The following is a 23,918-nucleotide window of genomic DNA, read 5'->3' on the forward strand; positions in this document are numbered from 1 at the left end:
CCGGTACCACCCATTCCGCCGAAACCGTGCCCTGGCCAAGGGCACGGTTTCGGTGGTTAAAGTGGCTGCTCTCATGGCAGCAGCACATCCATACGAAACGGCACCGAGCACCCCGGACAGCGCACCTTCGCTCCACGTGTACCTTTTCGGTGGATTCAGGGTGGAACGAGACGCTGGCGCCCCCCTCGCCGACAAGTGGCCCCGTCCCAGCGCCCGCGCCCTCGTCAAACTGCTCGCCGTCTCCCCCGGCCACAGCCTCCACCGTGAGCAGGCGATGGAGATCTGCTGGCCGGACGCCGACGCCCAAGCGGCGCTCGGCAGTCTGCGGGTCGCGCTGCACACGGCCCGCCGGGCCATCGAGCCGGAGCTGGCACCCCGCGCCTCCTCGTCCTATCTGACCGGCGAGGGCACCCTGCTGCGGCTCGATCCGCGGACCGTGGTGATCGACGCCGATGTCGCCGAGACCCTCGCCCAACGCGCGCTGGCCGGGGGCTCGGCCGCCGCGCTGGCCGCCGCGCTCGCCGCGTTCACCGGTGAGCTGCTGCCGGAGGACCGTTACGCACCCTGGGCCGAGGCACGGCGCGAGCAGCTGTCCCTGCTCCGCGACCGCGTGCGGCTCGCACTCGCCGAGGCCCACCTGGCAGAGGGCGAGACCGAGCTGGCCACCGAGGTGGCGCTGCGCGCCCTGGCCGCCGCGCCCGCCGAGGAGCGCGCGCACCGGGTACTGATCGACGCCTACCTGCGCCAGGGGCTACGCCGACAGGCCGTGCGCCAGTACCACCTGTGCCGGGAAGCGCTCGACGCCGAACTCGGCGTACGCCCCGGCCCCGCCACCGAGCGACTGCATCTGCTCGCGCTGGACGCCGCCTCAACCGTGCTGCCCGCCCGGTCCGCCCCTGTGCTGCCTGCCGCCATCCGCACCCCTCCCGGTCCCCCGCTGCGCGGCAGGGCCGATGAGCTGGGCCTGCTCCTCGCCACCGGCGGGCCACCCGTGCGGCTGATCGGCGGCGAGGCCGGCGTGGGCAAGACGCGACTGACGGCGGAGGCGGCCCTGCGAGCGGCGGAGGCCGGGACGATCGTGCTGTGGGGCGCGGGCCACGACGCCGAGGGGCACACCCCGTACGGCGTCTTCGTCGAGGCTCTGGACGCCTGGCTCGCCGACCGGCCGTCCGCCGAGCGGGCGAGAATCGGCGGCGAGTACCCCGAACTCGCCTCGTTGCTGCCCTCGTTGGGGCAGATCGGGGCAGGCGCGGAACGCAGTCCGGAGGAGGAGCGCGACCGCTTGTTCCGCGCCGCGGCCGGGCTGCTGGGTGATCTCGCGGCTACCGCTCCCGTCCTGCTCGTGCTGGACGATCTGCACGCCGCCGACACCGGCTCGTACCAGCTGCTGAGTCATCTGGCCCGGCGCGCGGTGACCACGGGGACGAGCTGGCGGTTCGCCGTGACGTACCGCGCGGAGGAGCTGGACGCCACGGACCCGCGGCGCACCGCGCTGGACATCCTGGTACGCCAGGGGCTCGCGCACTCCGTGGAGCTGGGGCGGCTGGGGCGTACGGAGTGTCTGGCCGTGGCCGAGGACGCGGGCGCGCGGACCGGGCTCGACCGGGTCTGGGAACTGTCGCTCGGCAATCCCCTCTTCGCCCTGGAACTGGCCCGTACCGTCGACGAGGGCACCGACCCGGCCGAGCTCAGCGCCCCGGAGGGCATACGCCAGCTGGTTCGGGCGCGACTGGCCCGGCTCGGGCCCGCGGCGCGGCGTGTGGTCGAGGCGATATCGGTGGCGGGAGGCGGCGCCGCACTGTCCGAGGTCATGGATGTCGCCGCCCACGGACTGCACCCGCCGCTCTCCGCCGCCGAGGCGACGGACGCCGTGGACGTGGCGGTGCTGGCCTCGGTGGTGGAGGAACGGCCGGTGGTGGTCGGCGGACAGCCCCTGCCCGGGCTCGTCTTCCGGCACCCGCTCGTGCGGCTCACTTGTTACGACGGATTGTCGGCCGCCCGCCGCAGACAGTTGCACTCGGCGTACGCGGAAGCCGTTCTGCGGCGCAGGCCCGAGGCGGTCGACACCCTGGCCTCACATCTGACGCGCGCGGACGACCCGCGGGCCACCCAGTATCTGCGGCAGGCCGCGGAGCGGGCCGCCGCCGTCTGCGCCAATGACACGGCTGACCGCTACTACGCCGAACTGACAGCCCGGCTCGACGCGTTGGCCGCCGACGCGGCGATGGCCCGGATCGACCGGGGTGCCGTACTGCGCCGGATGGCACGCTACCGGGAAGCGGTCGACGTGCTGCGCGAGGCGCTGGACGACATGGTCAGGCGGGGCGACGGGGACGGGCAGGTGCTGGCCGCCGCCCGGCTGGCCGAAGTCCTGGTGAAGTACCGCTCGACCGACGAGGGCGAGGAGCTCCTGCGCACCTACCCGCCGCAGCCGCAGACACCGCCGCTGACCACGGCGAACCACCATCTGGCGGCCGGAGTGATCCAGTTCGTCAGTGGGCGGTACGAGGAGGCGCACGCCTCGGCACGCACCGCGCAGACGGCCGCCGACGCCATTCCCGGCAGCGGACGGCGCGGGCTGCTGGCCCGGGCACTGGGGCTCCAGGCCACGTCGCTGGGGCTTGCCGGACGGCTGGCCGAGGCACGGCCCGCGGCCGATCTGGCCCTGCCGCACGCGGAGGCGTACGGCGATCAGGATCTGCTCGTCAACATCCTCTCGGTGCTCCGGGAGCACGCCCGCCGCTCCGGCCGCCTCGCCGAGGCGGTCTCGACCGGGCAGCGGGCGCTGCGGCTCGCGGAGCACACCGGGGACCCGACGGCTGTCGCCTTCGAACGCGCCAATCTCGCCGAACTGCACCTGCTGCTCATGGAGTTCGACGCGGCACGGGAACATGCGGAGGCGGCGGTACGGGACACGGGTGAGCGTGACGAGTGGTGCACCCCGTACGCCCTCGCCGCGCTGGCGCGGGTGCGCGTCAGAACCGGTGAGCCGGGTGGCTCCGAACTGCTGGCGCGGGCCGCGGAGGTGGCCGGAGCGCAAGCGGACCGGCAGGCGACGCACGAGGTGCGCACCGCACAGGCCGAACTGCTTGTACGTGACGGCCGCCCCGAGGAGACACTGACCCTGCTTGCGGACGGCACGGGCCCGGGCGCCGCCCACCTGGTGGCGTGGGCGGAGCTCCTGTCGGGTCACCCGGACCGGGCGGCGCACCGGGCTGCCGCGGAGACGGCCCGCGCGGAACGCACCGGCGAACGCCTCTCGGAGACGGAGGCCCGCACGGTGCACGCCGCCGCACTCATGGCCCTGGGGCGGCGGCGGGAAGCCGGGGAGGAGTTCGACAGAGCCGCAGCCCTCTGCGCCCGGCTCCCCTACCCGGCAGGCGCGCTCAGGGTTGCCCAGGCCCGCAGTCCGCGGTTCGGCTCATAGCGGCTTCTCCCCGGCACGGACACGTTCGGAGTCCCCGCGGGCTTCAGCCCGCCAGCCCACTGATCGAGTCTCCGATGTACTTGGCGCCGAGGATGATCAGGACAGTCGTCATGACGGCCGCGTTGTGGGCGGCCATCCACGCCTTCCATTCTCCGAGCACCTTCGTCGACTTCGCACCGCCCAGGAGGTACACGCCGAGCGGCAGCGCGGTGCACAGCGACGCGATCAGAACCATGAGGACGGCGGCGACCGTCTTACCGCCGGCCGAGGCCGTGCTGGAGGCGATGGAGACCGCGCCGCCGACGGCGAGGACGAGGTTCTTGGGGTTGGCGACGGCAAGGGCTGCTGCCAAGCCTGCTGCCTTGCCCGGTGTGAAGCTGTCGATCGCCTTCATCCAGCCGGGAGTTTCGGTCGCATGCCCCTCCCTCGGCCGGCCTTTCCACTGCTTGACACCCATGAGCAGGAACAGCACGCCCAGCCCCAGCTTCAGCCACAACGTCCAGGAGGCCGGACCGTCGTCGCCGCCCGAGGCGTCACCGCCGGAACCGGCGAGTACAACCACCGTGACGAGGGCGGCGAGCGAGATCACCCAGCCCGCCGTGAAGGCGATGCCGTTGCCCCGCCCTTCGGGCGTGGCCAGCATGAGGATCACTGCGATCAGCGGCAGGGGGCTGATCGCGATGCCCACCGCGGAAGCGAGCATCTGGCCGATGGCGTCTCCCATGGCTCGTCACCCCCTCGCCACGATGGGCGGCAACTGGTAGGTCCCGTCGAGGACGGACTGCCCTGGCGTGTACAGGCGGATCATCGGCCGAAAGTCCCCGGCCGGGGCGGGCAGCCAGTTCGCCGCGCCGTCCCGGTCGTCCGGCCGCTCCCGCTGGATGACGACGGTCAGTGAGCCGTCCTCGCCGTACACCAGGCCAGGAGTGCGGTCGCCTAGCGAGTACCGGCCGACCGGGTTGTCGACGAGGTAGTAGTCGGGGGTGTCGTACATGGTCACCGACCAGAACGACTCGACGGGAGGTGGCTGCTCGAAGCGCAGGGAGTAGGACCGGGCGCCGTTGAGCCGCTTGCCCTCGGCGTCGGTGAAGGTGTGCGCGTACACCGCCTCGTAGCCGTGGTTGCCCCAGAGCGCGGCACGCGCCGCGGCCGCCCGCACCAGGTAGGACGCCTCCCGGTCGGCGATCCGCCACTGCGGCGAGTCGATCGTCCCGATCCCGTAGTGGTCGAGGTTGTAGTCGAACAAGTGGGGGTTCATCTCCCAGGCACCCGGCGGGCGTTCACCGTCGGCGGGCGGATTCGACGCGGCCTCGACGCGCGCCTTCCCTGCCGCGGCCCCCTCGGTCAGCGCCTTGACGAGCGTGGGGTCGGCGTTCACGTACGGCGAGGGACCCTCTTCGAGGAGGGCCAGCGGCTGAAAGCGTTCCTGGTGGTCCTGGTCCGGTGCGGAGGGCGGGAAACCCGCCGTCCAGACCCGCATTCGCTCGAAGAAGCGCAGTTCCTCGGGCACGTCGGGATCCGGCGCCGGCAGACCCGTGCGGTGACTGGCCGAGTCGAGCACGGTGAGCGTGAGCTGCTGTTGCAGGGCCTGCACCCTGGGCATGTCCTCGGGGCCGTCACAGGCGTTGCGGCCGACGATCGAGATCACCGCGGTCGGGGCGTCGATCACCCCGCGCACGCCGTCGGGCGCGGTGCCCGCCCAGCCGGGCGGGACGACGAGCCAGTCACCTGCTTCCGTCCCGGTGGCGCGCTGTCCCAGGTACGCGAAGTTGTTGCTCCACACATCCACGAACTGCAGGACGTAGTACGCGCCGGCGGTGTCCGGGACGTGAAGCAGGACCGGGCCGCCGGAGAGGTCGACCTGGGCGATCGAGTAGACGGTGTCGTTGTTCACCGAGACGAAGTGGGCGTCCGGGGTCGCCAGTTTCGTGGAGTGTCCGAACCGGTTGAAAGGGGTGGGCGGCAGCGAGCCGAAGCCCTTGTGCATGAACGCGGAGATCATCGACACGTCGAAGACGAGTGGGTAGCCGTAGACGTACGCGTCTGCGGCCAGGCCGGCAAGGCTGTCGGTCCTGCTGGTCACGGCTGGCTCCTTCGGACGTCGGCGCTCAGGGCGGGCAGCGTCCAGGAGCCGTCGAGGACCGAAGCCCCGGGGCCGTAGACGCGAATGGCGATGGTGAAGGGGCCGTCGGGGGCAGGCAGCCAGTTGGCGGCCCGCTCCGGGGCCTGCGGCCGGTCCTTGCCCACGTAGAGGGTCAGGCCACCGTCGTCGTCGTGGACCAGGCCGGGGGTACGGTCGCCGATCGAGTACCGGCCGATGGGGTTGTCGACCAGCAGCCGCTCGGGCAGCCGGTAGATGGTCGCCGACCAGAAATACCGCGCCGGCGGCAGCGCCCCACGGGCGAAGTGGATGACGTGGTCGTGCGTCGTGGCGTCCGGCGGCCGGTTGCCCAGGTCGTCCTGGACCCAGCCCGCGTACCACGCCTCGGCGGCCGGCAGACCGTACAAGCCCTTGTCGACGCCGACCGCCCGGGTCAGGTAGTCGGTGCCGTGGTCGGCACGGGTGCCGAACCAGTGGGTGGAGTCGGCCGCGTCCTTCTTCGCCTCGTCGAGCCGGGCGCGGGCGTCCGCGATGCCCTGCTCGACCGCGGCGCGGATCTCGGGGGTCAGCCCGGCGGGCTCGAACTCGCCGCTGCCCGTGACCCCGAGCGACGCGGCGAGCCGGTCCCGCAGCGCGCGTTCGCTGTCGAGTACGGGAAAGAACTGGAGCAGGAAGTCCAGCAGGGTGAAGAACTCGACGGTCCCGAGGTCCTCCTCCCGCCAGACGGGCCACACCGGCTCGTCGACCGGGTGCGGCGCGGCCGAGCCGGTGAACTCCGACAAGGGGCGCAGCCGGTACCCCGCCTGGATTTCCCGCAGGGCCGGTACGTCATCGGGGCCGGCCAGATACGTACGGCCCAGGATCCCGACGAGAAAGGTGTCGGCCCGCAGCACGCCCGCGATGCCCTGGGGGACTTCACCGTCCCAGCCGGGCCCGGCGACCAGATGGTCACCCGCCTCCGGGCCGGTCGTACGGGCACCGATGTATCCGACGTACGAGGTGTCCAGATCGTGCAGCGGCAGCACGAAGTACCGGTCCACGGCCGGTACCGACACCACCCATGGCTCGGCCCGCAGGTCGAGCCACGCCCAGGAGTACGGGGTGTCGTTGTTCGGCGTCACCACGTCCGTATTGGCCGGAGTGAACGGCTGCGAGTAGTGCCTGAACCGCCCGAACCCTCCTACGTACCGGGGGTCCTCCGGGTCGATCGCCTGGGGGTACATCGTTCGGTAGTTCTCCAGGAGCGCCAATCCCCAGATCCAGCCCTCTGTCGCGGCCTTCCGCGCCTCGTCGACACTCACCTCGGGCACGTCACCCCTCCTCACCCTTAGCTCACATTCCGTCCTAAACTTTCACGTACCGTGTGAAAGCGCATCCTCAGCCCGTCGGGCCACGGGCTGCCGCGCACCGCCTCATGTGGGTGCTGCCACACGTCATCGGATCGACGGTCCACCTGTTCGGGTTACTGCGTGCGCGCCCGGCCGGACGAGAAGGCGTAATGAACAGGACGCCGGGTCGGAGGGAGCCAGCCATGGGGCAAGCGACGAACGCTCTTCCGGGGGTGTCCACATGAGCGGCGGGCAGGGCCGACGGAACCTGCCGGTGGCCGAGTGGCTGGGGAACTACCGCAAGGGCATGCTGCGGGGCGACATGCTCGGGGCACTCACGGCGTGGGCCCTGATCGTCCCGGAGAGTGTCGCGTACGCGCAGATCGCCGGCGTGCCTCCGCAGAACGCGTTCTACGCCGCCCCGGTGGCTCTGCTGGTGTACGCGCTGTTCGGGCGTTCCAATTTCCTCATCATCGGCGCGACATCCGCGGCGGCGGTCCTGTCGGCGGCAGCGGTCTCCGAGATCAGCGGCGATCCCAAGGACGCCGTCGGCCTGTCGGCCGCCCTCGCGGTCATCGTCGGAGTGGTCCTGCTTGTCGCCGGCATCGCCCGCCTCGGGTTCATCACCAATTTCCTCGCCGAACCCGCCCTGGTCGGCTTCCTGTTCGGGATGGCCCTGACCATCGTCGTCCGCCAGGGCGCCAAACTCGTCGGCGTCTCCAGCGGGGACGGCAACTTCTTCGAGCGGCTGTGGACCCTCCTGAGCAGGGCTCCCGACTGGTCACTCGCCACGCTCGGCGTCGGAGCGGCCGCACTGGCGCTGCTGTTCCTGCTCGGACGGTTCGTACCCCGCCTCCCCGCCGCGCTGATCGTGCTCGTCCTGGGACTCGTCCTGTCCGCGGCGCTGGGCCTGAAGGACCACGGCGTGGACGTTGTCGGCAAGATCCCCTCGGCCGTCCCGGTTCCGCATCTGCCGGGCATCCCGGCCGAGGACTGGATCGCCCTGGCCGCGGGTGCGCTCGGCGTCGCCCTGGTGGTCTTCGCCGAAGCGTTCAGCATCGCCAACCGCTTCGCCCGCGAGCACGGCCAGGAGGTCGACGCCGACCGGGAGATGACCGCGGTCGGCCTCAGCAACATCGCCGTCGGCCTGGTCCGGGGCTTCGTCGTCTCGGGCAGCGCGTCGCGCAGCGCCGCGGCAACCGGTGCGGGCGCCCGTACCCCCATGGTGTCCCTGATCGCCGCGGCCCTGATCCTGCTGACCGGGGCCTTCCTCACCCCTCTCTTCACCGACCTGCCCGAACCGGTCCTGGGGGCCATCGTGATCGTCGCCGTACGCGGCTTCATGAGGGTGGGCGAACTGCGGCGCTACGCGGCCCACGACCGGCGCAGTCTGTGGGTTGCGCTCACCGCACTGATCGGGGTGCTCCTCTTCGACCTGCTGCCCGGACTGCTCCTCGCCGTGGCGCTCTCCCTCGTCCTGTTCATCGCCGCGGCGAGCCACCGCAACGTCGCGGTCCTCGGGCGCCTGCCCGGAACCCGTCTGTACGCCGACACGGCACAGCACCCGGACGCCGCCACGACCCCCGGCGTACTCGCCGTGCGGCCCGACGGAAGCCTGTTCTTCGGCAACGTCGACCGCGTCCGCCTCGCCGTCCGCAACCAGGTCGAGCGCACCACTCCTCCCCCGCGAGCCGTCGTCCTGGACCTGACCGGCAGCTACCGCCTCGGGATCCCCGTCCTCGACGCACTCGACGAGCTGCGAGAGGAACTGGCCAGGAAGGACATCGCCCTGTACCTGGCTCACGTTCGGGCACACGCCGAACAGGACCTGACCCGGCACGCCCTGGCCGACCGCCTCGGCCCGCGCGGCCGCCACCTCACCGTGGACGACGCCGCCTCGGCGGCGGCCGGCGGACCGGTGTGAGGCATGGACCTGCGCCTCGGGCTCATCCGCCGTCATCACCCTGGCGTCCCGTCCCCAGCTCGGTCGCCGCGCGACCTGCCCACCGCTGTCGGGCGTGGCAGGGCGCCTCTCAGTGGCTGACCGCAACGCGGGTGGAGGCGAATTCGGGAAGGCGGCGTGACCCTCGCGATCGCCGTCTGCGCGGCAGTGATCATGACCAGGGCGACCGCCATGGGGCCGAACATCATCGGGACCTTGATGTACAGGACGTCGACGGTGGCGAACACGGTCACCGCACCCGCCGAGGCCACCAGCAGCAGACCGGCACCGGCGCCAGCGCGCGGCGAGTTACAGGGCCGTTACTCCGTGGCGGCCGTGGCGGACGCGAGGTTGAGGAGGCGTCCTTGCCGCGTGAGGCTTGGGGCTCACCCTGACGAGAGACAGGAGGCACCATGCTGGAAGCCCTCGGACTCACCGACGACGAGGCGGAACTGTATGTCGCCCTGGTGCGCTCCGGCCCCTCCCCGACCGATGAGTTCGACCGTCTTCCAGGGCTGCCCGACCTCCCCGGGGCGGTGGTGAGCGGGGCACTGGAGGGCCTGGTCGCGAAGGGGTTGCTCACCCGGACTGCCGGAGAACCCGCCCAGCTCATCGCGTCCCCGCCGGACATCGCCGGGGATGTTCTGCTGCTGCGCCGCATGCAGGAACTCCACCTGGCCCGGGCTGCCATGGGACGGTTGTCCGCCGAGTACCACAGCAGCCCGAAGGACGGGCTGGGGCGCGCGTCGGTCGAGTTCACGGACGGGGCGGCCGTCGCCCAACGCGCCGACCAGATGCAGCGCGGGGCCCGCGAAGAGGTCCTCATCTTCGATATGCCGCCCTATGTGTCCTCCGCCGAGGACGGCACCGCACTGGGCAACGACTGTGAGATGGACCGACTGGCCGCGGGAGTCCGCTACCGGACGGTCTATGACCAGATGTCCATCGAACAGCCCGGAGGTCTCAACCGGATCAGGCGTTACATCGACGCCGGCGAGGATGCCCGCGCGATGCCGCGTCTGCCGCTGAAGATGCTCATCGTGGATCGCAGGCTCGGCATAGTGCCCGCCCTCCCCATGAATACACAACACACCGAGGGATCCGCCCTCATCCACCCCAGCCCGCTCCTCGACGGACTCATCGGGCTCTTCGAGCAGACCTGGAGCAGCGCGCTGCCTCTCGATCTCGTGCACGACGGTGATCGGGCCGGGCACGAGCTCGACGAGACCGAGGCCCGGGTGCTCACGCTGCTGCTCAGCGGTCTCACCGACGAGGTGATAGCCCGCCAGATGGGTGTGGGGCGACGGACCGTACTGCGTCGGGCGCGCCATCTCATGGACCGGGCGGGCGTCGTCACACGGATGCAGCTGGGATGGTACGCGGCGCAGCACGGCTGGATCGCCCCGAGTGACGGGGCCGCCGGCGCAGGACGTGAAACGTCTGGTCAGAGTGTCGGCGGCGCATAGGTGCCGTTGTCGCCAAAGCGCACCCGATACGTCTTCTTGCTCCTTCTTCCACGCCGGTAGCGTCCGGCACACGCACCGAATCCGGCATCGCGTGTGCCGTCCTCGACCTGTGTCCTGGGCGGACTCACGCGCTCCGCCGCCCCGAACGAGGAGGAGCACGTGCAGCACCCCCACCGCGGGAGAACCACGCGAAGAACGATGGCGACGGCAGTGGTCATCGCCGTCAGCGCCTCGCTTCCCGCCTTCGCCACCGCACAGGCCGAGCCGAGGGCCACCGGGCTGGTCCAGCCGGCCGCCAAGGGCGCCACGGAGTCGACGGTCACGCTCGTCACCGGTGACACCGTGACCGTGTCCACCGCCCCGGACGGCAAGGAGTCCGTCACCGCCACGGCGGCCGAAGGCACGTCCAAGACCTTCCAGACGTTCTCGGGGCCCGACGAGGACCTCTACGTGTACCCGTCCGACGCGATGGACGGCATATCCTCCGGCGCCCTGGACACCAAGCTGTTCAACGTCACCCAGCTGATCGAGGACGGGTACGGAGACGCCGAGGCGGACGAGCTGCCGGTCATCCTGGCCTACGGTGACAAACCGGGCGCGACGACACTGAAGCAGCGAGCGGACGCGTTGCCCGCGAGTGACGCGGGCGCAGTCCTCGACCGCCTCGACATGGCGGGCGCCGAGGTCGAGAAGTCGGGTGCCGGCGCCTTCTGGAAGCAGGTGAAGCCGGTCAGCAAGGCACCCGAGGCGGGCAGGGGCGTCACAGCACCGGGCGCCTCCGGGGTCGCCAAGCTCTGGTACGACGGAAGGGCGAAGGTCGCCCTCGACACGAGCGTGCCTCAGATCGGCGCCCCCGAGGCGTGGGCCAAGGGGTATGACGGCAAGGGCGCCAAGGTCGCCGTACTGGACACCGGGATCGACCTGACCAACTCGGACGTCAAGGGCAACCTCACGGCCAGCAAGGGCTTCGTGCCCGGGCTGACCGCGTCCGACGGCCAGGGGCACGGCACGCACGTCGCCTCCACCATCGTGGGCAGCGGGGCCAACTCAGGCGGGAAGTACAAGGGCGTCGCTCCCGGTGCCGACCTGCTCGTCGGCAAGGTTCTCGACAACGGGGGCAGCGGCCAGTTCTCCTGGATCATGGAGGGGATGGAGTGGGCCGCCGCGGAGGGCGCCGACGTCATCAGCATGAGTCTCGGCGGTCCCGCGGCGACTCCCGACGACGTGATGACCGAGGCGGTCGACCGGCTCAGCGCCTCCACCGGCACGCTCTTCGTCGTCGCCGCCGGCAACGCCGGGCCCGACGCGTCCACCATCGGCAGCCCGGGCACCGCCGACTCCGCGCTGACCGTCGGCGCGGTCGACAAGTCCGACGTCCTCGCAGGCTTCTCCAGCCGCGGACCGCGTGTCGGTGACCACGCGATCAAGCCGGAGATCACCGCGCCCGGTGTCGGGATCGTCGCCGCGCGCGCGGCGGGTACGGCCATGGGCACGCCGGTCAACGAGTTCTACACCGCCGCCAGCGGCACCTCGATGGCCACCCCGCACGTCGCGGGCGCCGCCGCCATCCTCGCCCAGCGGCACCCCGACTGGACCGGAGAGCGCATCAAGGCGGCCCTCGCCGGGCACGCCAAGGTCGTCGAAGGACAGACGGTCTATCAGCAGGGCAACGGGCGTGTGGACATCCCCGCCGCCCTCGACCCGAAGCTGGAGGCGACCGGCACCGCCGACTTCGGTCTGATCGAGTGGCAGGAGTCGGGCTACGAGAAGGAGACCCGCAAGGTCACCCTCTCCAACAACGGGGACGCCGCCACCACGGTGAAGCTCTCCACCGAGACGAGCGGCGATCTGCCCGCGGGCGCGCTGGTCACCTCGGCGCCCGAGGTCACGCTTCCCGCAGGCGGCAGCGCCGAGGTCACCCTCACCCTCGACCCGGCCGCCGTTCCCGAGGGCCAGTACAGCGGCCACCTCACGGCGACCGCCGCCGACGGTGCGACGGTCCACACCGCGATCGGCTTCATCAAGGAGTCCAAGCGGATCGGTCTGACGCTCGACCTGAAGGACCGTAAGGGCAAGGGCGGGAAGGCCGGCCTCACGGTGATGGGGCTCGACAACGACTACTTCCAGAGCATGAACATCACCTCGGGCCGTACCGAACTGCGGCTGCCGGCCGGTAACTACACCGTGAACGGGCTGCTCACCACCACGGCCGAGGGCACCGCCGGGACGGACTTCGCGACCGACCTGTTCAGTCTGCCGGACATCGACCTCACCGAGCACGACGCGTCGGTGACGGTCGACGGCACAAAGGCCACCGACTTCGACATGCGCCTGCCCGACGAGAGCCGCGCGGTCGAGGTCTCCGACATGTCGTTCCAGCTCACGCGGTACAACGACGGGCGCAAGCGGCGCAGTTCCATGGGCGTCGCCGGGCTCACCAACTGGAGCCAGGAGCGCTACGGGGCCATCCCCGCACCGGCCGCCACGACCGGTGAACTGTTCACCTCGTTCTACCAGAGCAAGCGCGAGCCGCTGATCCGGGCGACCGTCACGCGGCCCGAGACCTTCACTCTGGCGGCGAGGACCTCCAGCTACCTCAAGCGCTTCGAGGGCACCCGGAAGTACGACGTGGTCGACGCGGGCGCCGGCACCGAGGCGGAGATCGCGGCGGCGGGCGTCAAGGGCAAGGCCGCTCTGATCCACGTGGACCGCGTCAACGGCGGCTCGGCCCCGTACAAGGCGGCCGAGGCCGCGGGCGCCGAGGCGATCGTGATCGTCCCCAACAGCGCGGCCCCACAGGCCACCGTGGTCACCGGGGTCAACGTGCCGTACTTCTCCACCACGTACGCGGATGGGAAGAAGCTCACCTCGGCTGTCGCCCAGGGACGTACCAACATCTCCCTCAAGGGAGTCGAAGAGGCCGGATACCACTACGCCGGCCAGTGGGACTTCGTGAACGGCATCCCGGCGAACCTGCGGGTCACCGCACGCGCGGCCGACCTCGCATCGGTCAAGAACTCCTTCCACTCCGACGGCGCCGACCGGATGGGCTACCACACGACGCACGCCTGGGGCACCTACCCCATGACGTCGGTGCGCTCCAGCCAGTTCCTCCAGCAGGGCCACGAACGGACCGGTTACCTGCGTGCCGGTAACGGCCTCACCTACGCCCAGCACGTCATGGCCCGTACCGACCACCCCGCCAGGATGGTCGAACTTCCCAAGAGCTACACCGCGGGCAGCACGACTGCCGAGGACTGGTTCGGCCCGGTCATGCACCCGGGCAACACCACCGAGTACTACTGCAACTTCTGCCGCACCGACGCGGGCATGCTCTTCCTCCCGCAACTCGGCGGCGACAACGATCCGGGACACTGGCTCGCCAACAACCGTGCGCGGGCCTGGACGTACTACCGCAACGGCGAGAAGGTGCCCGCCGGCGCACCGCTGCTGGTTCCCGAGAAGGCGACCTACCGCTTCGTCGACGACACCGCCCGCACCAATGACTACGAGGGTGTGCAACTCGGCAAGAAGACCCACACCGAGTACACGTTCACCTCGGCCGCGCCCACCGGCATGAGCGTGCCGAACTGTCAGCTCAACGTACCCAAGGCCACCAAGTGCGAGGCCCTGCCCGTCGTCCTGGTCGACTACGGCATGAAGGCGGACATCCTCAACAAGGTCGCCGCCGACGCGGACCACTCGATCACGATCGAAGGCTCCCGTTCCAAGGCGTCGCCCGCCTCGACCGAGATGGCCGGCGCGAAGCTCTCCGTCAGCTACGACGACGGCGCCACCTGGCAGCCCCTCAGCGTCAAGCGGAAGGACGGCAACACCTTCAAGGCGACCTTCCGGCACCCTGAACTCGCGGCCACGAGCGGGTTCGTGAGCCTGCGTTCCGAGGTCTGGGACAGTGCGGGCGACCGCACCACCCAGGAGATCACCAAGGCCTACGCGCTGAAGTAGTCCGCACCGCACCTGCCGCCGGTCGCAGCCCACCGCGACCGGCGGCATGTCACCAATGCGCCACTGTCCTGCCCTTCTTTCGGCCGTGATGGCCGGTTAGCGTCCCGGACATCCCACTCATCCCGACCGAGGAGAAGTCCGTGCACCACCCTCCAAGAGGCCCGAGGGCGCGGCGATTCGCAGCCGTGGCCATCCTCACGGCCGCCGTCACCATCGGCGGCAGCGGCGCACAAGCGGCACCGTCGCCCGCAGCCGGCGCCCCCACCGTCCCCTCCCCTGCCTCCGGGACCGTACGAAGCGGAACTCCATCGGCCACCGAGGGCAAGCCCCTCACCCTCATCACCGGCGACACCGTCTCCGTCCGTACGGACGCGGACGGCACCCAGTCCCTGACCGTCCTGAGCGACGGCAGAGGCCCCTTCCAGACCTCGACCGGCGCCAACGGCGATCTGTACGCCTACCCGCAGGACGCCCTGGGTCTCCTGGACCGAGGTGTCCTGGACAAGGAGCTGTTCAACGTCACCCGGCTGCTCGCCGACGGCCGCGGCGACGCGGCCACCGACGAGATACCCGCGATCGTCGACTACCGGGGCAGGCCGTCGGCGAAGACCATCGAGACCGTCGCCGACGCCCTCCCCGGCAGCGAGCCCACCACCGTCCTGCCCGAACTGGGCATGGCGGGCGTCGACATCGACAAGGCCGACGCCTCCGGCTTCGCGTCGGCGCTCACCCGGTCCACCGGTATCACCAGGATCTGGTACGACGGAAAGGTCGAGGCCGCCCTCGACCGGAGCGTCCCACAGATCGGCGCCCCCGCGGCCTGGGCCGCCGGCTACGACGGCAAGGGGGCCAAGGTCGCCGTCCTCGACAGCGGCGTCGACCTGAACCACGCCGACCTCGCCCCCCGCGTCGCCCTGACCAAGAGCTTCGTCACCGGCGAGGACATCGGCGACGGTTACGGCCACGGCACCCACGTCGCCTCCACCATCGCCGGTACGGGCGCGGCCTCGGGCGGCAGGTACAAGGGCGTCGCACCCGGCGCCGAACTGCTCATCGGAAAGGTCCTCAACAACAAGGGCGGCGGTGACTTCGCCGACGTTCTCACCGGCATGGAGTGGGCCGCCGCGCAGGGGGCCGACGTCGTCAACATGAGCCTGGGCGCCACCGCCACGAACAGCACGGACGCTCTCACCGAGGCCGTCGACTCACTCAGCGCCTCCGCCGGCACCCTCTTCGTCATCGCGGCCGGCAACGACGGCCCCGACGAGGTCACCGTCGCTTCCCCGGCCACCGCCGCGTCCGCCCTGACCGTCGGCGCGGTGGACCGCGACGACAGGATCGCCCCGTTCTCCAGCCGTGGCCCGCGCATCGTCGACGCCGGTATCAAGCCGGAGATCACCGCGCCGGGCGTCGGGATCGTCGCCGCCCGCGCCGCGGGCACCACCCTCGGCACCCCTGCCGAAGCCGGGTACATCGCCATGAACGGCACCTCGATGGCGACCCCGCACGTGGCCGGTGCCGCCGCGATCGTCGCCCAGCAGCACCCGGAGTGGACCGGCGCGCGCATCAAGGCCGCCCTCACCTCGCACGCGAAGCCCGCCGCCGACCAGAGTGTGTACGAGCAGGGGTACGGCCGGGTCGATGTCGCCGCGACCGTCGGCTCCGATCTCGACCTGGCCGGTATCGTCGACTTCGGGCTGCTGAAGTGGCAGGACACCGCCTTCGACAAGCGGACCCGCACGCTGACGTTCACCAATGACGGTGCCGCCGCCACGACCCTGAGGCTCAGCACCTCCGGCACCTCGCTGCCCGCCGGGGCGCTCACCTTCAGCGGCGGCGACCAGGTCACCGTCCCCGCCGGAGGAACCGCCGAGGTCACCGCGACCCTCGACCCGAACGTCCTGCCGGCCGGCCGTTACACCGGTTCCCTCACCGCCACCGCCACGGACGGCCGGACGGTCCACGCCCCCGTCGGCTTCATCAAGGAGTCGCCCAAGCGCGCCGTGAAGGTCAGCTTCAAGGACCGCTTCGGCAACACCCCCACCGGGGTCGAACTCACCGTCCAGGGCCTCGACAACGACTTCGTGGCCGGCTACCGCCTCAAGGCGCGGGACAGCTACACCTGGCGGCTCCCCGTCGGCAGGTACTCCATCATCGGCTCGCTCACCTCGGCCGCACCCGGGGGCCGCGGCAACGTCGCCCACTCCACGGATCTCTTCGCGCTGCCGGAGATCGACATCACCGAGGAGGACCAGGAAGGGCTCACCGTCGACGCGGCGAAAGCGACCGACGTCGGTCTGACGGTCCGTGGCGAGAAGCGCCCCCTGGAGGGCTCGCACTTCTCCCTTCTGCTGCAACGCACCAGTCCCGACGGGCCGGAGCCTCAGCAGCGCGGGATCACCGACGTCCTGACCTCCTCGGACCAGAAGTACGGTGTCGTCCCGAGCGCCGCCGCCACCACCGGTGAGCTCACCCTGTCGACGTTCATCACCGCGCGCGAGCCGCTCCAGCGGCTGTCGGTCACCAGCCCGGTGCGCCGTGACATCACCGTCCGCACCCCGGGCAACGCCGCCCGCTTCGACGGTACGAGGAAGCTCACCCTGGTCGACGCCGGTGCCGGCACCGAGGCCGAGTTCGCCGGTCTCGACGTCAAGGGCAAGGCCGTCCTGATCACCGCGACGAACATGGTCGGCATCACCGAGCAGGCCCGGCGGGCCGTCACAGCCGGAGCCGTCGCGATGATCGCCGCACCGGCCTCCGAAGGCCCCATCACAAGCTTCGTCGGCACGAACCTTTCGATCCCCGTCTCCACCACCGACTACGACGACGGCCGCGAACTCGTCGAGCTCGCCGCGAGCAAGCCCGTCTCCATCGCCCTGACCGGCGTGTACGAGTCCGGCTACACCTACGCGGCCCAGTTCTACGACAACGGCCGACTGCCCGTCTCCCTGGCGAAGACCACCTCGGACGACGACTACGTCAGCGTCCGCAACACCTTCCAAGCCGACCAGGCCCGCCGCGTCGGCTTCGAGTCCCTGGACATCTGGGGCCCGTACGGCCTCCCCTCCATCCACACGGCCCAGTACGTCGGTGAGGGCGGCAGCCGCACCGACCACATCCTGGCCGACCCCCGGCTGAGCTACCAGCAGATGGTCACGCCCTCCACCTCCTACGTCTCCCGTATGGAAGGAGCCGTCGTCCGCTATCGCAAGGCCGGGCGCCACTACGCGGAGACCTGGTACGACGCGCCCATGCACCCCTCGGCCGCGACCGAACTGCCCTGCGCGTTCTGCCGGACCGACGTCGGCACCGTACTGACCGACAACCAGGGCGGGGACGGTTCCCTCGGGCACCGGCTGACGTCGGGCCGCTGGCCGACCTGGACGTACTATCGCGACGGGCAGAAGGTCACCGACCTCAGCACCCTGATGGTTCCCGGCCAGGCCGCCTACCGGCTCGTCCAGGACACCAGCCGCACCTACGCCTTCGCCGGGGTCACCCTGGGCACCAAGGTGAACACCGAGTGGAACGTCCGCTCGGCCGCCCCCACGCGCAACACCGTCAAGGACTGCGGAACGGTCCTGCCGGGCGCGAAGGTCTGCGCGACGCTGCCGGTCGTGGTGCTCGACTACGACATACCGCTCGACGTCCTCAACCAGGCGCCCGCGGGCCGGAAGTTCACCTTCACCGTCAGCGGGGGGCGCGCCAAGGGGTTCACCGGTTCGTCCCTCATGGCCGGGACGAAGGTCTCCGTCAGCTACGACGACGGCGCCACCTGGAGTGACGCGCGCGTCCAGCGCCGGGACGCGAACTCTTTCGGTGTCACCGTCGCGCACCCGGCGAAGAACGCCACCAACGGGTTCGTCTCCGTGCGGACGGAGGTCAGTGACGGGCGGGACGCACGCACCGTCGAGACCATCACCCGGGCCTACGCCCTGAAGTAGCCCGTCCGGCCGGTCCTCCGACAGCGCCGCCCGCACGGCCGGCAGCGCCGGCTCGTACACCGGTCCGGGCAGGCGCCGCACCCAGCCCGCCCGGATCGCCCGGTCCAGTGCGGACCCCGGAACCCCTGACGCCCGCAGTCGCGCGGGCGTCAGGGGTTCCGTCGTACGTGCCAGCAGATCGAGCAGTTCCGTCACCGCGGGCGGTTCATGACGCAGGCGGTCCGTCACCGTGGCCCGGCGCAGCGTCCCGCGCGCCACGGACAGCGCGAACAACGGGTTCCCGCCCGAGAGGTGGTGGACGTCGACAGCCCGGAGCGGCCCCACCAGACGGGCACACTGGACCGCGCTCAACCGCCCGAGCACCAACTCCTGACCCGGAACGCCCAGGTGCGGCGCCATCACCTCCCGAGACCGGTGCGCCACCACGAACCGCACCGGATGACGGGCGCACCGCCGAATCAGCTGCCCCAGGAACGTCCGGGCAGGCAACGGCAGCCGCTCCGCGTCGTCCACAAGGACCGCCACGGGGTGCAGGCCCGCCAGCCCGGTGAGCAGGTCAGCCAGCGACGACAGCAACCGTGGTGTGGGCGCCCGCCGGGACACCTCAGGGCCCGTCACCTCGGGGTGCCGGTCCGCGAGCACCGCTCTGGTGCGGGCGGGCAGCTGCCGCACCAGCTCCTCGAACGCGGCGAGCGTCGCCGCATGAGGGCCGACGCCCTCGGCCACGCCCCGCACCCGCAGGATGCGTACCCCGTGTGCCCCCAGCCCCCGGGCGGTCTCGTCGAGCATCCGGCTCAGGCCGATCCCCGGCTCCCCGGTGAGGGTCACGACCGGGCGGTCGGCGCGGCGCGGCACCGTCGTCAGCGCGGCGAGCTCCCGCCGCCGGCCGATGAACGGGCCCGGTGCCCGTTCGACGCCCGGCGGAGCCGCCGGACGCGGCCCGGCCACCGCCCGCGCGAACAGCTCTCGCAGGCAGGGGTCCGGGTCCAGGCCGTACGTGCGGACCTGCGCCTGCCGGTGCAGATGGTAGTGATCCACGGCCTCCCCGTGGCGGCCCAGCCGCAGCAGGATCTCCAGGAGCACCCGGCAGACGTCACCGGCCGTCGGGTCGGCGCTCAGGATCTGCCGCAGCGGGCCGACCGCCCGTTCGGGGTGTGCGGCCGCCTCCTGGTCGGCGGCGAGCGCGAGAGCCGTCTCCCGGCGCAGGGCCCGCAGGTCACGACGGCGTTCCGCAACGAGCGGCTCGCTCCCGTCGCCGGGTAGCAGCTCCGGGACCAGGGCGGTCAACGAGCGTTCCAGCGCCTCCGGCGAGAGAGAGCGGTTCCGGGCCGCCTCCCGTCGTTCCCACAGATCGACCCGGACCGTCCCCGGAGCCAGAAGCAGTTCGCCCCCGGGCCGTGACCACACGTAGCTGGAGGCGGCGCGCGGGACCAGGTCCGGCTCCAGGACCCGGCGCACCGCGTGCAACGCGACGCGCAGACTGCCCGCGGCGGCGGCCGGCTCCGCGTGCGGCCGGAGCAGCGTGGCCAGCCGGTCGCGGCGCATCCGCCCTCCCTCGGCCAGGGCGAGCGTCCGCAGCAGCCTGCGGGCGCAGAACCGCGGCCATCGGTCCTCGGAGATCTCCACCCCGTTCCTGAGGACGCGGAATCCACCGAGCAGTTGGATGTCGAGCGGTTCGGCCGGCGCTGATGTCACGGGATTCCCCCACAGGGTCGATGGAGATTGCGGGGCACGTTAGGCGGCGACCGTTACCCGCCCATTACCCCGCAGACGCCGCCGGGACGACGCCGGGCCACTTGGTGCGGGTCCTTGCACCGTGTCGCAAATGCGCCGCCCGGACTGCTTGTTCGCAGTCGGCGTGCCGTACAGGCTTCCGGCTGGCTCGAACCCCGGGCCTCCGGAAGGGAGTTACCCCACTCATGCGCAGACCTGTAGCACAGGGCTCCGTGGCGCTGGCGCTGACCGCGCTCCTCGCCGCCACGGGCGCCGCACCCGCGACGGCGACGGGCCCCGAGGGCGAGGCGCGGCTGACGTCGCCGAGCCCGTCGAAGTCGGCCGTCGCGGCCCACACCGTCCGCCTGATCACCGGTGACAGCGTGGTGGTCACCGGCACGGGCGACCAGCGGATCGTGACGTTCGCACCGGACGCCGACAGCCCCGGCGGCGTCGCGGAGATCCAGCAGTACGGCACCGACATCACCGTCATCCCCGAAGAGGTACGGCCCCTGCTCGAGGCGGGCACCCTCGACGCGCGGCTCTTCGACATCGACGGGCTGATCGCCCAGGGATACGCCGACGGCGCGGACCTGCCCCTGATCGTGCGCCGTTCCAAGGCGTCCGCACCCCTCCCCGCCGGTGCCGAGCCGGTGCGGAAGGTGGCAGCACTCGACGCGACGGCCGCCGTCGTCGAAGCGCCGCGCACCGGCGCGTTCTGGAAGGAGCTGCGCTCCGCCGCCAAGGGCGCGAGCGCGAAGAGGTTGTCCGGCGGGGTCGAGAAGGTGTGGCTCGACGGCAGGGTCAGGGCGACCCTTGCCGAGAGCGTCCCGCAGATCGGCGCACCCGATGCCTGGGCGAAGGGCTTCGACGGAAAGGGCGTGAGGGTCGCCGTCCTCGACACGGGTGTCGACTCGACCCACCCCGACCTGGTCGGACGGGTCTCCGAGGCCCGCAACTTCACCGAGACGGCCGACGCCGTCGACCACCATGGCCACGGCACCCATGTCGCGTCCACCGTCGGCGGTACCGGGGCCGCGTCGGGCGGGCGGAACAAGGGGGTGGCGCCGGGCGCGGACCTCATGGTCGGCAAGGTCCTCAACGACGCCGGCCAGGGCAGCGACTCGTCCGTCCTGGGCGGGATGGAGTGGGCCGCGCACAGCGGGGCCAAGGTCATCAGCATGAGCCTGGGGGCCGACGCGGCCACCGACGGCACCGACCCGCTCAGCACGGCCGTCAACGAGCTGACCGCCGAGACCGGGGCGCTCTTCGTCATCGCGGCGGGCAACACCGGTCCCGGCCCCACCACCATCGGCTCACCGGGATCGGCCGACTCCGCGCTGACCGTCGCGGCCGTCGACAAGCAGGACAAGATCGCGTCGTTCTCCAGCAGGGGGCCCCGCCTCCGGGACAGCGCGCTGAAGCCCGACATCGCCGCCCCCGGGGTGAACATCGTCGCTGCCCGCGCCGCGGGCACCGCCATGGGCACCCCCGCCGACGCCCACTACACGGCGGCCAGCGGTACCTCGATGGCCACCCCGCACGTCGCGGGCGCCGCCGCCATCCTCGCCGGGGCGCACCCCGACTGGACGGCCGCCGAGATCAAGGGCGCCCTCATGTCGGCCGCCGACGTGGTCGGCGCCGGGGCCTTCGCGGAGGGCTCGGGCCGTACGGACGTGCCCGCCGCGCTGGAGCAGACCGTATGGGCGACCAACGCGTCCTTCGGTACGGTCGCCCCCCGCGACAAGGCCGAGCCCGTCACCCGCAAGGTCACCTTCCACAACACCGCGGACCGGCCCGTCACCCTCGCCCTGACCGGCGCGCTCACGCTGGACGCGACCGGCGCGGTCGCCGACGGCGCGCTCACCCTGGGCGCGGACAGCGTGACGGTGCCGGCGGGCGGCAGCAGTGAGGTGGCGGTCACCGTCGCCCCTGACCTGGCCACGGCGTACGGCACCTACACGGGCACGGTCACCGCGACCGGTGGAGAGGTGAGCGCGCACGCCACCGTGGCACTCAACCGGCAGCAGCCCACCGTGAAACTGAACTTCAAGGGCGTGATGCCGGACGGCACCGCGCCCGCGGCGGGCACCTCGGTCACCTTGTACGACCTGGGCTCCGACCGGGCCCCGACGCCGATCCGGATCGGAGCGGGCGGCCTCGCCTCCGCCCAGGTCCAGCCGGGCCGCTACGCCATCGTGGGGCACCTCCAGCAGGGCCAGGAGTACGTCTCCTTCGGGATACCCGACATTGACGTCAAGGACCAGGACGTGAGCGTCACCGCCGACGGCCGGAAGGCCGTACCGATCAAGGCGAAGACCCCCGAGCGCAGCGAACTGCGCAACCTGATCCTCTCCGTCGGCAGGCAGTCCACCCAGCAGAAGTTCGGCGTCACCAGCACCATCGTGCTGGGCCGGGCCGGCGGCCACCAGTGGGCCATCCCGGCCGCCAAGCCGCAGGACGGCACCTTCGGCCTCACCACCAATCGGATCCTCCAGAGCCCGCCCATCGTCGCCAGGGCGAAGCTCCCCTCCGGCACGCTGGACCTGGCCGCCGAGTCCTTCCTCTCCTCAGGTCGTTTCGACGGCACCCGGTCCTACGCCACCGTGGACGTCGGCCACGGCTCGGCGGCCGAGCTGGCCGAGCACCCCGTCGAGGGAAAGCTCGCCCTCTTCCGGGAGGGCGGGGAGGACATCTACACCGTCCTGCCCCGGCTCGTCGCGGCCGGGGCCGCCGCGGTGATGGTCGTCAACGAGGTCGACGACCGGCAGGTCGGCGCGTTCCCGGCCGCCGTTCCGGTCTTCGGCGTTCCCAAGAGCAGCGGTGACCGCGTCGCCGCCGCACTCGCCGAACGACCGGTGACGATCAAGCTGACCGTGGAGAGCCACCCGGCGTACGTCTACGGGCTGGTGCGCGGAACGGCGGACGGGATCGCCGCCGACCAGACGTACGTGCCCAAGGCATCCGAACTCGCCGGGATCAAGCTGAAGAACTACTCGCCCGCCGCCGACCCGGCAGCCCTCAAGGGCAGCCAGGAGGGCTGGCTCGGCTACAGCGAGACCACCGGACGTGGCTCCGGCGGCTTCGGCGCGCTCACCTTCGGCACCACGCAGCGGGTCTACGTCAACGCGAAGGACGCCCGGTGGCAACGGGTCGCGGTACCGCTGGGTAACGGCCCCGCGATGCTCGCCCCGCTCAAGCCGTACACGGCAGGTACGACCGTCACCGAGGAGTGGTTCAAGCCGGTGATGCGGGCCGCGACACCGAGCACGGCCACGTCGCCCGCCACCGGCATGCCCGCCTCGCGCAACGACGAGGGCATGCTCGTCCAGATCCCCGTGTGGGCGTCGGCCTCCGCCGGGTCCTGGGAGGGCGTGTCGGTGCGGCCCGGTGACACCAACGAGTTCCGGGCCTACCGCGACGGACAGCTCCTGGGCACCTCACCGGTCGCCTACGCACGGATCACCGGACTTCCGTCGGCGAAGTCCTCGTACCGCTTCGAGCTCGACGCGAAGCGCACCGAAGCCTGGTGGGGTGTCAGCACCGAGGCCCGCACCGCCTGGACGTTCGACTCGGAACAACCCGCCGGTGTCGCCTGGGAGACCTTGCCGCTCCTGAACGCCGACTACGACCTGGACGGCGTCGCACTCGACAGCAGCGTGGAAGCGACCCGTACCCACCGTCTGAAGGTGACCTTCCGCAACCCGGGCACCCACTCCCGCCTCACCGGCGCGAAGATCGATGTCTCGTACGACGGCGGCACCACCTGGACCACCCTGAGGAGCCAGGTCACCGACCGCACGTCGACCGTCGGCATCAAGCCCCCACGCAACGCCAAGACCATGTCGCTGCGTGTCCGGGCCACGAACGCGGCGGGCAGCACCCTCGACCAGACGGTCCTGAACGCGGCCCGGGTCGTGAACTGACCCACCGCGTACGCCCACCGGGCCGGGGGGGGGCCCCCCCCCCCGGGGGGGCCCCCCCCCGGGCGCCGCGGGGGTGGGGGCGACGGGGCGCCGGACGGGGTGCGG

The 23,918-nt window shown here is 71.6% G+C and carries 9 protein-coding genes and 1 pseudogene; 6 read left to right on the plus strand and 4 right to left on the minus strand.

The genetic code is table 11. The features are described 5' to 3' along the window. Positions 1 to 160 precede the first annotated feature (160 nt). Complete coding sequence (locus ACIQM3_RS11595; protein ID WP_401622215.1) at positions 161 to 3,427, plus strand: ATP-binding protein; 3,267 nt, start codon at positions 161 to 163, stop codon at positions 3,425 to 3,427. Positions 3,428 to 3,470: 43 nt separating this feature from the next. Here the strand turns inward: ACIQM3_RS11595 and ACIQM3_RS11600 are convergent, their stop codons facing one another. The 3 genes from ACIQM3_RS11600 to ACIQM3_RS11610 are packed head-to-tail and all read right to left on the minus strand — an operon-like array spanning position 3,471 to position 6,838. Then, positions 3,471 to 4,151 carry a GAP family protein gene (locus tag ACIQM3_RS11600; RefSeq protein WP_401622218.1) on the minus strand — a complete coding sequence of 227 codons (681 nt, stop codon included), beginning with the start codon at positions 4,149 to 4,151 and terminating at the stop codon, positions 3,471 to 3,473. A 6-nt stretch (positions 4,152 to 4,157) separates the two neighbouring features. Next, the gene (locus ACIQM3_RS11605; protein ID WP_401622221.1) at positions 4,158 to 5,510 is read right to left on the minus strand and encodes a DUF1254 domain-containing protein; all 1,353 of its coding nucleotides are present in this window, start codon (positions 5,508 to 5,510) and stop codon (positions 4,158 to 4,160) included. After that, positions 5,507 to 6,838: a DUF1254 domain-containing protein gene (locus ACIQM3_RS11610; protein WP_401622224.1), complete on the minus strand. Its 1,332-nt coding sequence runs from the start codon at positions 6,836 to 6,838 to the stop codon at positions 5,507 to 5,509. Before ACIQM3_RS11610 ends, ACIQM3_RS11605 begins: the two co-directional genes overlap by 4 nt. A gap of 259 nt (positions 6,839 to 7,097) precedes the next feature. On the opposite strand from ACIQM3_RS11610, the gene ACIQM3_RS11615 reads away from it, so the two are divergent. The 4 genes from ACIQM3_RS11615 to ACIQM3_RS11630 all read left to right on the plus strand — a co-directional run bounded on the left by ACIQM3_RS11615 (position 7,098) and on the right by ACIQM3_RS11630 (position 18,174). Next, positions 7,098 to 8,780, plus strand: a complete 1,683-nt coding sequence (locus ACIQM3_RS11615; RefSeq protein WP_401622227.1) for a SulP family inorganic anion transporter — start codon at positions 7,098 to 7,100, stop codon at positions 8,778 to 8,780. A gap of 431 nt (positions 8,781 to 9,211) precedes the next feature. After that, positions 9,212 to 10,264 carry a helix-turn-helix domain-containing protein gene (locus ACIQM3_RS11620; RefSeq protein WP_401622230.1) on the plus strand — a complete coding sequence of 351 codons (1,053 nt, stop codon included), beginning with the start codon at positions 9,212 to 9,214 and terminating at the stop codon, positions 10,262 to 10,264. Between the two features lie 198 nt (positions 10,265 to 10,462). Beyond that, the gene (locus ACIQM3_RS11625; protein ID WP_401622233.1) at positions 10,463 to 14,230 is read left to right on the plus strand and encodes a S8 family peptidase; all 3,768 of its coding nucleotides are present in this window, start codon (positions 10,463 to 10,465) and stop codon (positions 14,228 to 14,230) included. 185 nt (positions 14,231 to 14,415) lie between these two features. Further along, positions 14,416 to 18,174, plus strand: a complete 3,759-nt coding sequence (locus ACIQM3_RS11630; RefSeq protein WP_401622236.1) for a S8 family peptidase — start codon at positions 14,416 to 14,418, stop codon at positions 18,172 to 18,174. A gap of 486 nt (positions 18,175 to 18,660) precedes the next feature. Here ACIQM3_RS11630 and ACIQM3_RS11635 read toward each other — a convergent pair. Next, positions 18,661 to 19,719: pseudogene (locus ACIQM3_RS11635) on the minus strand (AAA family ATPase); the annotation flags it as partial. Between the two features lie 374 nt (positions 19,720 to 20,093). On the opposite strand from ACIQM3_RS11635, the gene ACIQM3_RS11640 reads away from it, so the two are divergent. After that, the gene (locus tag ACIQM3_RS11640; protein WP_401622239.1) at positions 20,094 to 23,813 is read left to right on the plus strand and encodes a S8 family serine peptidase; all 3,720 of its coding nucleotides are present in this window, start codon (positions 20,094 to 20,096) and stop codon (positions 23,811 to 23,813) included. The last annotated feature ends 105 nt before the right edge of the window (positions 23,814 to 23,918 follow it).

Source organism: Streptomyces sp. NPDC091271 (assembly GCF_044757505.1).
Lineage (GTDB): Bacteria > Actinomycetota > Actinomycetes > Streptomycetales > Streptomycetaceae > Streptomyces.